Origin of the sequence: Nitratireductor kimnyeongensis (assembly GCF_019891395.1) — a bacterium.
In the GTDB taxonomy this organism is placed as follows: domain Bacteria; phylum Pseudomonadota; class Alphaproteobacteria; order Rhizobiales; family Rhizobiaceae; genus Nitratireductor; species Nitratireductor kimnyeongensis.
Genome location: NZ_CP078144.1, coordinates 141,358 through 154,055 on the forward strand (window position 1 = coordinate 141,358; position 12,698 = coordinate 154,055).

General features: G+C 62.3%; 9 protein-coding genes. 3 read left to right on the top strand and 6 right to left on the bottom strand.

The features are described from left to right. Positions 1 to 76: 76 nt before the first annotated feature. The 6 genes from KW403_RS18730 to KW403_RS18755 form a co-directional block, all read right to left on the bottom strand. Entirely contained in the window at positions 77 to 1,240 is a 1,164-nt protein-coding gene (locus tag KW403_RS18730; protein ID WP_223022757.1) for a M20 aminoacylase family protein, read from the bottom strand. A 232-nt stretch (positions 1,241 to 1,472) separates the two neighbouring features. Continuing rightward, positions 1,473 to 3,134 carry an ABC transporter ATP-binding protein gene (locus KW403_RS18735; protein WP_223022758.1) on the bottom strand — a complete coding sequence of 554 codons (1,662 nt, stop codon included), beginning with the start codon at positions 3,132 to 3,134 and terminating at the stop codon, positions 1,473 to 1,475. 1 nt (position 3,135) lies between these two features. After that, positions 3,136 to 4,020 (bottom strand): ABC transporter permease, encoded by an 885-nt coding sequence (locus tag KW403_RS18740; RefSeq protein WP_223022759.1) that lies wholly within the window; start codon positions 4,018 to 4,020, stop codon positions 3,136 to 3,138. Beyond that, positions 4,020 to 4,961, bottom strand: coding sequence for an ABC transporter permease (locus KW403_RS18745; RefSeq protein WP_223022760.1), 942 nt, complete (start codon positions 4,959 to 4,961; stop codon positions 4,020 to 4,022). The genes KW403_RS18740 and KW403_RS18745 overlap by 1 nt, the downstream gene beginning before the upstream one ends. Positions 4,962 to 5,110: 149 nt before the next feature. Continuing rightward, positions 5,111 to 6,736: an ABC transporter substrate-binding protein gene (locus KW403_RS18750; protein WP_223022761.1), complete on the bottom strand. Its 1,626-nt coding sequence runs from the start codon at positions 6,734 to 6,736 to the stop codon at positions 5,111 to 5,113. An 87-nt stretch (positions 6,737 to 6,823) separates the two neighbouring features. Continuing rightward, positions 6,824 to 8,356, bottom strand: a complete 1,533-nt coding sequence (locus KW403_RS18755) for a M81 family metallopeptidase (protein ID WP_223022762.1) — start codon at positions 8,354 to 8,356, stop codon at positions 6,824 to 6,826. A gap of 212 nt (positions 8,357 to 8,568) precedes the next feature. On the opposite strand from KW403_RS18755, the gene KW403_RS18760 reads away from it, so the two are divergent. The 3 genes from KW403_RS18760 to repB all read left to right on the top strand — a co-directional run bounded on the left by KW403_RS18760 (position 8,569) and on the right by repB (position 12,478). Further along, a complete protein-coding gene (locus KW403_RS18760) occupies positions 8,569 to 9,378 on the top strand; it encodes an IclR family transcriptional regulator (RefSeq protein WP_223022763.1) in 810 nt (269 codons plus the stop codon). A 776-nt stretch (positions 9,379 to 10,154) separates the two neighbouring features. Further along, positions 10,155 to 11,405, top strand: a complete 1,251-nt coding sequence (gene repA / locus KW403_RS18765) for a plasmid partitioning protein RepA (RefSeq protein ID WP_223022863.1) — start codon at positions 10,155 to 10,157, stop codon at positions 11,403 to 11,405. Next, on the top strand, positions 11,402 to 12,478 hold the full coding sequence (gene repB, locus KW403_RS18770; protein ID WP_223022764.1) for a plasmid partitioning protein RepB: 1,077 nt from the start codon (positions 11,402 to 11,404) through the stop codon (positions 12,476 to 12,478). Before repA ends, repB begins: the two co-directional genes overlap by 4 nt. Positions 12,479 to 12,698: the final 220 nt, after the last annotated feature.

Here is a 12,698-nt window from a genome sequence, read left to right on the forward strand (position 1 = left end):
GATTTCCGTCCTGAATTGCGCAAAATGACGGGTTGGAGCGTTTTCGCATTTCAGCGAAAACGTTGTCGTGTCTGGCTCAGAGCGGAAGGCGCCTCTCAATGATCCTCGCCATGATGCTTGCGCCCACCGGCAGCATGTCGTCATCGAGGATGAAGCCGGGATTGTGAACGGGAATGGAGCCCTTGTGCCCAAGCGTGCAATAGGCGCCGGGAACAGCCTTCAACATGTCGGCGAAATCCTCGCTTCCGGTGACCAATTCCTTGGTAATGGTCGCGTTCTCCTCGCCAACGATCTCCGCCGCTGCCTCGCGATAGGCTTCCGAGAGATCGGCATCGTTCATCAGCACGTCGAAGACGGGCCGCAGGTCCGGCACGATCTCCACCTCGTAGCTCGCCGCAAATCCGGCACAGAGCTTGGCCACCCGGTCGTGGATCAGGTCGCGCACCTCGTCGGAAAAATAGCGGATTGTGCCGGAGATCACCGCCTTGTCCGGCACCACATTGTAAGCCGAGCCGGAATGAATCTGAGTCACCGAAAGCACCGCCGGCTGTGTCGGCTGCACATTGCGGCTGACGATCGATTGCAGGTTCTGCACCAGCGCCGTAGCGATCACGATCGGGTCGCGCGCGTGATGCGGCATCGCGCCATGGCTGCCGACGCCGTTGATGGTGATGTCGAAGAAGGTCGCGCCCGCCATGGCCGGCCCCGGCTTGACGCCGAACTGGTTTGGCTCGGCAAGCGGGTTATTGTGCATGCCATAGACTTCGTCGCAGGGAAACTTGTCGAACAACCCGTCCGCCAGCATGGCGCGCGCGCCGCCGAGCCCCTCTTCCGCCGGCTGGAAGATCATGATCGCACGGCCCGCAAAGTCGCGCGTCTCGGCCAGATAGCGTGCCGCCCCCAGAAGCATGGTCGTGTGGCTGTCATGGCCGCAGCCATGGAACGCGCCGGGGTTCTTCGAGGCGTAGGGCAGATTGGTCATCTCGTCCATGGGCAGCGCATCCATGTCGGCCCGCAGCCCCACGGTCCGGCCGCCCTCCTTCTTGCCCTTGATGACCCCGATCACCCCTGTCTTGCCGAGCCCGGTGTGGATCTCGTCTACGCCCCATTTCTTCAGGAGCTCCGCCACGATGCCCGATGTGCGCACTTCCTCAAAACCGATCTCGGGATGCTGGTGGAAGTCACGGCGGATCTCGGTGAGTTCGTCCGCATAGTCGGCGATTTTGGGTAGTACGGGCATGATGGTCTCCAGTGTTGAACAGTAATTGGCGGGCAAGGCGCATGCCCCTCATCCGCCTGCCGGCACCTTCTCCCCGCCTGCGGGGAGAAGGACGCGGTGGGGAAGCGGGCACACAGTCGTTCGAAAGCAGGTAAATGCGCTGACGTCCCCCTCTCCCCGCGTGCGGGGAGAGGGTAAGGGTGAGGGGCGAGCGGAGGCGGGAGCGGCTGCAGCATCGGTCACGAAACACGCCTCACACATTGTCCAGCGCACGAAAATTGGCAAAGTCCCACTGGCGCCCCGGCGCTGCCTCGATCAGCGCCCGCGTATAGGCATGTTTTGGCGCGGCAAGCACATTGGCCGCGCTGTCATGCTCGACCACGCGGCCATGCTGCATCACCACCACGTCGTCGCAGATCTGCGCCGCGACCCGCAGGTCATGGGTGATGAACAGAATGGCGATGCCGAGTTTCTGCTGAAGCTGGTCGAGCAGGTCGAGCACCTGCGCCTGTACGGAAACATCGAGCGCGGAAACAGCCTCGTCGGCCACCAGAACATCCGGCTCCATGGCGATGGCACGGGCAATGGCGACACGCTGGCGCTGGCCGCCCGAGAACTGGTGCGGATAGCGGTCCACCGCATCATCGGGCAGGCCGACCAGCTTCAAGAGTTCACGGGCGCGTTCAAGCGCCGCCTTTTTGTCGGTTCCCATGTTGAGCGGCCCTTCGACAAGGCTTCGCCCGATCGTCCAGCGCGGGTTCAGAGAGCGGAAGGGGTCCTGAAACACGATCTGGATGTGGCGGCGCAGCGGCCTTAGTGCCCGGCGTGACAGTGTGGCGATCTCCCGGTCAGCCACCCGGATCTCGCCTTCAGTCGGGTCGATCAGCCGCATAATGCAGCGCGCAACGGTGGATTTGCCGGAGCCGCTTTCCCCGACAATGCCCAAGGTGCGCCCGCGCGGGATGGTGAAGGTCACGTCGGTTGCCGCTTGCGTCGGTTCCGTGCGCTTGAAGACCCCATGCGCGCCATAGATCTTTTGCAGCCTGTCGACCGCAAGCACGGGCGCGCCACCCGGTGCCGTTCGCGCGGCACGCGGGGTCAGGCTCGGCACGGCCTGAAGGAGTTCGCGCGTGTACTCTTCTCTTGGCCGGCGCAGGAGCTCTTCGACAGGCGCCTGCTCCACAATCCGGCCAAGCTTCATCACATGCACCGTGTCGGCAATCTCCGCCACCACGCCCATGTCATGCGTGATGAAGAGCACGGCGGTCCCATGCTTTTCCTGCAACTCGGCGATCAGGCTCAGGATCTGCTGCTGCGTCGTCACGTCGAGCGCGGTCGTCGGCTCGTCGGCGATCAGAAGCTGCGGTTCGAGGATCAGCGCCATGGCGATCATGATGCGCTGTCGCTGGCCGCCGGAAAGCTGGTGCGGATAGGAACGGTAGATACGTTCCACATCCGGCAGATGCACCTGGTTCATGATGTCGAGCACACGCGCCTTTTTCTCCCGGGCGGAGAGTTTGGTGTGCGTGTTGAGCACTTCCTCGATCTGTTCCCCCACGCGCATCACCGGGTTGAGGGCCGTCATCGGCTCCTGGAAGATCATGGAGATCTTCTGCGCGCGCATGTCGCGCATGGCCTGCGGCCCGAGCTCGAGCAGGTTCTTGCCTTCAAGGCCGATCCGCCCGCCGGTCGCTTCCAACGCGCCGCGCGGCAGGAGCCCCATGACGGAGAGCGAGGTGACGGATTTTCCCGAGCCGGATTCACCCACGAGGCAAACGGTCTCGCCTTGCCGGATCGTGAGCGACACGCTGTCAAGCACGGGTGCCGCCTTCTCGTTGCCTGAAAGGCGCACAGTCAGGTTTTCGATTTCCAGAACGTTTGGAGCATCGTCGAAATTGCGGGTCTTGAATTTCATGTCACCCCTCCCGCTTCTTGAGGCGCGGGTCCAGCATGTCGCGCGCGGTGTCGCCCAAAAGATTGATCGACAGGATGCACAGCGAAAGCATGAGGCCGGGCCAGAAGATGAGCGACGGCTTAAGCTGGAAGTAGACGCGCCCCTCGGCCATGATGTTGCCCCATGTGGGGATCTCGGTCGAAACACCAGCCCCCAGAAAGGACAGGATTGCTTCGGTGAGGATGGCCGATGCGCAGATATAGGTGCCCTGCACGATGAGCGGGGCGAGCGTGTTCGGCATCAAATGCTGCCACAGGATTTTCGGCATGGAGGACCCGAGCGCGATAGCCGCTTCCACATAGGGTTCTTCGCGCGCCGATAGCACCACCGAGCGCACCAGCCGCACCACGCGCGGGATTTCGGGAATGGTGATCGCGCCCATCACCGACCAGATGCTCGGCCCGTTGAGCGCCACCAGCGCAATGGCGAGCAGAATGGAGGGAATGGCCATCAGACTGTCCATGATGCGCATGATGATGGCGTCCGCCAGCCGGAAAAAGCCGGAGACAAGGCCGATCAGAAGGCCGATCAGCACACTGACAATCGCCGCCGAAATGCCGATGAACAGCGACACCTGTCCGCCCGTGATGACGCGCGAAAGCACGTCGCGGCCATAGGCGTCGGTGCCGAGCGGATAGGTTTCGCTCGGCCCCTTGAGGCGTTGGAGGGCGTCGATGGCCATGGGATCATGCGGCACGATCAGCGGCGCGAAAGCTGCCAGAAGAATAATGATGGCAAGCACGATGGCAGCAACAATCGGGCCGGCACCGATACGCCAGCCTTGCGGCAGGGCAATGGCGCCGAAAAGCCATTGCATGCGGGATGCGGGTTGCGGAGAAACGGCCATCAGTAGCGGATCCTCGGATCGAAGAAGGTGTAGGAAAGGTCGATAAGCAGGTTGATCAGAACGTAGAGACCGCTCGTCAGAAGGATCATGCCCTGAATGACGGGATAATCGCGCGCCAGAATGGCATCGACGGTCAGGCGGCCGATGCCGGGAATGTTGAACACGCTTTCCGTCACCACCACGCCGCCGATCAGGAGGGCGAACCCAGTGCCGATGATCGTCATGATCGGCACGGCGGCGTTTGCGAGCGCGTGGCGGAAAAGAACCACCGTTTCCTTCACGCCCTTGGCGCGCGCGGTGCGAATGTAATCCTCGCCCAGAACCTCCAGCATGGAGGCGCGCGTCATGCGTGCGATCAAAGCCACATAGATGGTGGCCAGCGTCAGACACGGCAGAATGGCGCGGGAGAGGAATTTCCCAAAATCCTCCGATGGCGCGACATAACCCTGAACGGGGAACCAGCGCATCTCGATCGAGAAGATCTTGATGAAGATGTAGCCGATCACAAAGACGGGAATGGAAAAGCCCAGAACCGAGAAGGTCATCACAGCATAGTCGACCCAGGTGCGATGCCGCCAGGCGGCGAGCACCCCCATGGGAACGGCGATCAGCACAGAAAGCAGGATCGTCAGAACTGCGATGTTGACCGTCGGCCAGATGCGCTGCCCGATCATCTGGGTGACGGGCGTGCTGGAAATGAGCGAGGTTCCAAGCTCGCCCTGAAGAAGCAACCCCACCCATGTGATGAACTGTTCGTGCAAGGGGTCCGCGAGGCCCAGCGATGTGCGGATGCGTTCAAGCTGCGCGGGTGTGGCCATGTCACCGGCGATGATTGCCGCCGGGTCGCCCGGAGTGAGCCGCAGCAGGAGGAAAACGAAGATGGCGACGATTGTCATGACCGGGATGACGGCCAGGATGCGCCTGGTGATGTAACCTAACATCGAAACGTGATGTCCTTTGACACGCGCTTTGAATAAAAAACGGGGCGCGCGATCCCCGTCAGGGAGATCGAGGGAAACGCGCCGGGCAAGGCCCGAATGCCCCGGAGGTGACCCCGCCCGGCAACCAGGCGGGGTGGTCTTTCAGGCGATCACTCCGCCTTTTCGATGTTCCAGAATACCGGCACGGGCGACGGGATCATCCCGGTCAGCTTGTTGCTGCGCGCCTGCGGCATGATGTACTGACCGAGCGGCACATAGAGGACGTTTTCCAGCGTATGCTTCTGGATCTGGACCGCCACTTCCTTCTGCTTCTCCGGTGTGTCGGCGGCGATGAAGGCGGCGCGCAATTCCTCCACCTTCTCGTCTTCGGGCCAGCCGAACCAGGCATCGTCGCCACGGCCGTTCAACATGGGGCTGATGAGCGGTGAATTGATTTCCGGCACCATCCAGTTGGTGAAGAAGATGTTCCAGCCGCCTTCGGACGGCTTTGACTGGCTGGCGCGGCGGGTGACGAGCGTCTGCCAGTCCATCGCCTGCATGTCGACATTGAAGCCGGCCTCGCGCATGGCCTGTGCGGCCACGACAGGCTGTGCCGTCAGGCTCACCACATCGGTCGGCTGCATCAAGACAATTGGCGTGTTGTCGTAGCCCGCCTCTTCAAGCAGCTTCTTCGCGCCCTCGATGTCGCCGCCCGAGGTCAGCGTGTCGGAGCCCGCTTCGTCGCCCAGCGGCGTGCCGCAGCCGAAGATCGCGCCGCACACCTTGTAGTAGTCGGGATTGCCGATCAGCGTGGCAAGCACAGCTTCCTGGCTGAGCGCCATCTGCGCCGCCTGGCGGATTTTCGGATTGTCGAAGGGCGGGTGCTTGAAGTTCATGCGCCCGATCGTCTGGTAACCCAGATCATCGCGTGTCTCGACCGTCACGTCCTCGCTGGTTTCAAGCAGCGGCAAAAGGTCGATCTGCACCTGCTCGATATAGTCGATTTCACCCGAAAGCAGCGCGTTGATCGCGGTCTGGGCGTCGGGCATCGTCACCCATTTCACCACGTCGACCTTCACGTTCTTGCCGCCGGCCATCCAGCTCGCCTCGCCCTCGCGCGGCACGTAATCCTCGAACTTGCGATAGGTAACGGAAACGCCCGGCTGATATTCATCCGCCACGAACACGAAGGGGCCGGAGCCCGTGTAATCGGTGATCGTCTCGTCGGCGGAGCCGCCCGCCACCCGCTCGGGCATGATGAAGGGCGGCACGGCCGATTGTTTTCCCACCGTGTCAAGCAGCGCCGGGAACGGGGTCTTGAGCTTCCAGACGATGGTCTTGTCGTCGGATGCCTCAAGGCTCTCGGTCACGTCGAAGATGAGCTGGCCGCCCGAATCGCGCTTGCCCCAGCGCTGGAGCGAGGCCACGGCATCGGCCGCGGTCACCGGCGCGCCGTCATGGAATTTCAGCCCGTCGCGCAAGGTGAACGTGTAGGTGAGATTGTCGTCGGAAATGGTCCAGTCGGCCATTTGCGGCTGCGGCGCAAAGTTTTCGTCCACCGCCACCAGCACGTCATAGACCATATAGCCATGATTGCGGGTGATGTGGGCGGTGGTGATGATCGGGTCAAGCACGCGCAGGCCCGAATGCATGACGGCGGTGATCGTCTTGTCCTGCGAAAGTGCTGGTGTGGTGGTGCCAAGTCCGGCCATCAGTGCGGCGCCGGCGACAAGGCCAAGCGACACGCCACGAGCGTGGTTCCTTAAGTGCTGAAGTCTATCCTGAAGACGCGACATGATGTTCCCTCTTATTGTTGAGAATGAAGTTTCGGTCGTCGTAACGTCTTGAACGCGGTTCTCCTGCCGCGCCTGATTTGTCTCCCGCTATCCTCCCATCGCCAGCGCTTCCCCTGTCGTCCGGCGAAAGGCCGGGCCGTTGGGCGATAGGCGCATTCCCTCGGCAAGCTTCGTCCACGGCAGGTCCGCCGGGTCGAGCGGCATCGGTCCCGGTGCCGTACACACCAGAACCGTCTCGGCGATGGGATCGAAATCGGCGCGAAAATGCACCGAGCTCTTGTTGACCAGAATGGCCATTTCCGTCGGTTCGATGCCGACGAAACGATACATGGCAAGATCCGCCATCTGCGCCTTGTGCGTGGCCACGACGATTTTCACCCCGTCGATCGCAAGGCAGGCGGAAGGCCCGACATTCATATGCGTGCCGCCGTAATAGGGGCCGGTCGCATGCAGGTCGCCATTGGAAAGCTTCTCCACGCGGAACCGGGCTTTGAAAGGCTCGTCGCCGGGAATGCCGGATTGCCCTCCGAGCGGGATGGTGATCTCAGCCCCCTCCCCCGCCGCATGGGCAGCGCGTGCGGCCTGCGGGTCGACGATCATGCCGATCGCGGCACGTTCCGCACCGTTTCGCAACAGTGCCCGCAGCATGCCCATCGTGTTGGAATCACCCCCCGCACCCGGATTGTCCTGCGTGTCGGCGATGACCACCGGCCGCGTTGCCGTCTGTGCAATGCGCATCGCCTCGCGCACCCCTTCATCGGGGTCGAAGGCGCGGCCGGCGAAGGCCGCTTCCGCGTCCATGATGCTCTGATAGAGCCGATCTGCCGCCCGGTCCGCCACTGCCTGCGTCTCGGCATAGGCGATCACTGTCTGTCCGCAGTCCGGGATATCGGCGGCAGGAAAACCCATCCAGTAGGAAACGCTCGCAACATCGCCCGTTTCGAGAGCCGCCACGTGCTCGTAGAGGCTTTTTGCCGGCTCGATGAAGGTGCATTGCCATGGAATGGAGGTCAGATAGGGCAACTTCCGGAAGGCATGCGCAAAGGGTCTGTCGCGCGCCATCAGCCGGTCGAGCCCCTCGGCGGCGCGCCTTCCCGTCTCGGCCATGTCCACATGTGGATAGGTGCGGAAGGCGATGAGAAGATCGGCCTCGTCCACCATAAGCTGGCTTGTATTCCCGTGCAGGTCGAGACTGACGGCGATCGGGACATCCGGTCCCACCACCGTGCGCACACGGGCGATCAGTTCCCCCTCCCCGTCATCCAGATGCTCGGCCACCATGGCACCGTGGAGGTCGAGGCATACACCGTCGAGCGGCCCGGCTGCCGCGATGCCGTCGACGATCTCGCCGGCAATGCGCTCAAACGCCTCGCGCGTCACATGGGCGGAAGGGATCGCCCCGGTCCAAAGGATGGGAACCAGTTCCCAGCCCGCCTTCTGCCCATGGGCCACAGCGCCCGAGATTCCCAGATTGACACCCGGACAGCGTTTCAGGATCTCATCGCCGCGCGATATGGGGAGGTATCCGCCCCCCTGTTCGAAATTTGCATAAGTGGCGCGTGAGGGCGCGAACGTGTTGGTCTCGTGCAGAAAACCGGCGAGCGCGACCCTCTTTGTCATGTCGCCGCTTCCTCATTCGGACCGCCGGTCCAGATACAACGTCGCATTTTCACGTCCCGCTTTGCAGGTCTGCATTTTCGGGTCGACGGCCTGAAAATGCATGATAGGGTGAAGGACAAGGTATCGCTGTACGATACATTCGTATCGTTAATACGATAGATGTGCAGCGGTTCGGGAGTCAAACAAATTTTGCCCGGCGTGCGGAGGTGTGTGTGCGTGATATTCAGAAGGCGGAGTATGGTGTGCCGCCAAGCACGCGCCTTGACGAGGAGGATCCTCTCTTCGTTCAGGCCATTGCGCGGGCGATGCAGGTGCTGTCCACGTTTCACGAAGCGGGCAAGCCGCTGACCCTCAACGAGATCGCCGCTGCCGGCGGCATGGGCAAGAGCGCTGCCCAGCGCGTGGTCCATACACTGCGCCAGCTTGGCTATATAGACCGTGATGCGGATGATCGCGGCTATGTACCGGGCATTCGCATCCTCGATCACACACGTGATTATCTGCGGATGAACCCCCTCGTCGCGCGCGCTTCGCCGGTGTTGATGGAACTGCGTCGCAATGTGCGCGAGCGTGTGGACCTCAGCCTGCGCGACGGGCTCAGGCTCGTCTATGCCGCGCGCCTTCAGAGCAAGCGCGAGACCTTTTTCGCCACGCTGGTCGGGCAGAGCGTGCCGATCTACTGCACGTCGGGTGGCCGCGCTGTCATGGCGCATATGAGCGACGCGGAAGTGGATGACATCATCGAACGTTCGGTGCGCCGCGAGATCACCCCCAAGACAATCACCGATCCTGCCGCGATACGCGCCAAGGTTCAGGAAGCGCGTGAGAATGGCTATGCGCTGGCGCTGGAGGAAATTCTCCAGGGCGAGATCGCGATTGCCACGGCACTTATCGCGCCCGACGGAACGCCGCTGGGCGCCATTCACATTGCGGGTTCCCTGAGTGAGTGGGATGTGGAAGGATTTTGCCGTCGCTTCGCGCCACTCGCCGGCGAGGCCGCCGGCGCAATCAACCGGTTATAACTCGCAACCGCGGAAACCTCTTCGCCCGCGGTTTTGGAAGGCCCCCTCGCCTCTTCCAGTCCCAACCGGCCCGTCCGGGGCTGGTGCAGAGTGCTCGTTGAGCGCTTTCGAGAACCCTGCTCACGGCAACATTTGGGCCCACGTCTGATTCTCGAAACCAGCCCCGTGGGGCTCCTTCGGTGCGCGGATGAGGCTTTTGGATACCGGTCTTGGCAAGAAACTGAAGGCCCGGTTGGGTGTGCGTTTGGCAGGGCGTTGGGCCCCCGTTTCGCTCTAAGTGGCGGTAAGTGTGAGGCTATTTGCATCGGGAGCGCTGTATTAGAGCGCGCTGCCTCGTGCGCGTTAACTCCTTGTTAACCAAAAACTTCTTGACGCTGGCCGGGCTCCCTGTGGCATTGGTTACGGCATTGGTGGCGATTGTCTTGAATCGGCGTAACCGGCATGTGGCTCTGTAAATTGCGGTTATATCCGATTTTTGATGAAAGCGCAGTGCGTTGGCTTTTTGAGCGTATCTTTGCCCCCAGCCGTAGGCCTCTCGCCCCGCGGCTGCGAATCGGGTTACGTTGCTGGCAGATTGTCAGGCTCCGCAGATGTCAGATCGGCAGGAGCGCTGTCAATCAAAGTGAGCATGACGCGCTGCACGTCGCCAATGGAATGCATCCGGGTTGACAGCTGTCAACCGATGCCCGGCAGGATCGAACGAGGAGCAGCGCGGCATGGATATCGCCAGCGACCATGAAGGAGAACGGGAGTTGGACAAGGCGGCGGAGGCAGCGATGGGGGGCTTGGACGGGCAGGGCGTGCTCGCGGCCGATGAGGCCATCGCGGCGGATGCTGCGCGGCTGTCCGAGCAATTGCGTGTCATGCGCGATCGGCTCTTTCCCCCGGCAGCACAAAAGACACTTCGCACGTTTTCCAGCGGCGAGGCGGCGAAGCTGATCGGCGTGTCCGATGGTTATCTGCGCCAGCTCTCCATTGCCGGAGAGGGGCCGCAACCGGAAACCGGCGCGGGCGGCAGGCGCTATTATTCGCTCGCCGACATCAATGCTCTGCGCCATCATCTTGCGGCACAGGCGCGCGCCAAGGGCAATCTTGCCAAGGCACGGTCCTATGTGAAATGGCGTGATCCCGAGCGCGAGCATTTGCAGGTCATATCCGTCACCAATTTCAAGGGTGGTTCGGGCAAGACCACGACAAGCGCCCACATGGCGCAGCATTTGGCGCTTTCGGGCTATCGCGTGCTGGCGGTCGATCTCGATCCGCAGGCGTCGCTCTCCGCGCTCTTCGGCTATCAGCCGGAAATCGATCTGTCCGGCAATGACACGCTCTATGGCGCGATCCGCTATGACGAAGAGCGCCGTCCGCTATCCCAAATCATCCGCAGAACCTATTTCGACGGGCTCGATCTGGTGCCCGGCAATCTGGAACTGCATGAGTTCGAACACACGACCCCGCGCGTCTTGGCCGAGCGTCAGGCAGGCGGCGGTGCGGACGATTTCTTCTTTGCTCGCATCCAGTCCGCCCTCGCCTCGGTCGCCGATGATTATGATGTGGTGGTGATCGATTGCCCGCCGCAGCTCGGCTTCCTCACCCTTTCTGCGCTCTGCGCGTCCACCTCTGTGATCGTCACCGTGCATCCGCAGATGCTCGATGTCGCCTCCATGAGCCAGTTTCTTTACATGACGGCGGATCTGCTTTCTGTGGTGCGGGAGGCCGGCGGTTCGCTGAACTTCGATTTCCTGCGCTACCTCGTCACGCGCTATGAGCCCAATGATGGACCGCAGACCCAGATCGTGGGCTTCCTGCGGTCACAGTTCGGCGAGCGGGTTTTGACGGCTCCCATGGTGAAGTCGACGGCAATTTCCGACGCCGGTCTTACCAAGCAGACGCTTTACGAAGTCGGCCGGGACAATTTCACACGGTCCACCTATGACCGCGCGATGGAAGCGTTGACATCTGTCAACGCCGAGGTCGAGGCGCTGGTGGAAGCGGCCTGGGGCCGCAATGTGGCGGGAGACGCCGCATGAGCAAGCGCAAGGACCATCTGAAAGCGCTGTTTGGCGGATCGGGAGAGGGCGAGGCGCCCTCGCCTGTTCCGGAAAGCAAGCCGGCGCCACGCGCACCGGAGGCGAAATCCGCCCCTTCTCCGGTGAAGTCTGACCCACCGCCGCGCAGCTCCTCAGGAGCCGTCAAGGCGATGGGGCTGACGCTGTCTTCGATGACACGCGAAGTGGAAGATGCGCGCGCCATTCGTGAAAGCCTTGCCAAGGGGGAGCGCATTGTCGAGGTCGATCCGGAGCTGATCGATCCCTCGCTGGTGCGGGATCGCCTGAGCCGTGAGGATGACGGCGACGAGGATTTCAACGCATTGGTGGAGAGCGTGCGCGAAAACGGCCAGCAGGTGCCGGTTCTTCTGCGCCCTCACCCGACAGAGAGCGGACGCTTTCAGGTAGCCTATGGCCATCGCCGCGTTCGGGCAGCCGCGCGCCTCAAGCGTCCGGTTCAGGCCATCGTGCGCACGCTCAACGATGATGAGCTGGTGCTCGCGCAAGGCAAGGAAAACACGGAGCGGCGCAATCTCTCCTTCATCGAGCGGGCCTTTTTCGCCGATGCATTGATGCGTCATGGCTTCGATCGCGGCGTCGTCCAGCGTGCATTGTCCCTGCACAAGGCCGAGATGACCCGTCTGCTTCAGGTGGCCGAGGCCGTCCCCGCGCAGATCGCCAATGCCATTGGCCCCGCTCCGAAGGCCGGCCGGCCGCGCTGGATGGCTTTGGCAGAGTTCTTGAAGCGCGAGGCGGCGGTCGTCATCGCCCAGGATGAAATTACCTCTGTAGCGTTTCGGGCTGCCGATTCCGACGAGCGTTTTCGCAGGCTCTATGAGCGGCTGGCCAAGCGCGCTGCAGCGCGTGGCAAGAAGGCGGAGAAGGTTCGCGCCATCGAGGACGGGAAGGGGCGCACACTGGCGCGGGTCACACTCGGCGCGAAGCCGCGATTCGATTTCGACGACAAGGCCCTTCCGGGCTTCGCGGACTATCTGGCCGAGCATTTGCCGGAGCTTGCCGAGCGCTTCGACAAGGAGCGGTCACAAGAGAAATAACCGATCAGCCGCCCATGGCGGCGACGTCATCCCGGCCCACAGGCCGGATCATGTGGAGCAAAGAGGACTGAGCTAGAGGAAAAACCGCAAGAAAAAAGGCCCCCAGAACGTTGCCATTCCGGAAGCCCCTTTCGATGTAGCAATCTGAAAGAATCACTTCCGTCGTGCAAAGTCAAGCATCGGAACGTTTCGGTGAGCGTCTTTTTCTTGCCTGAAGCAA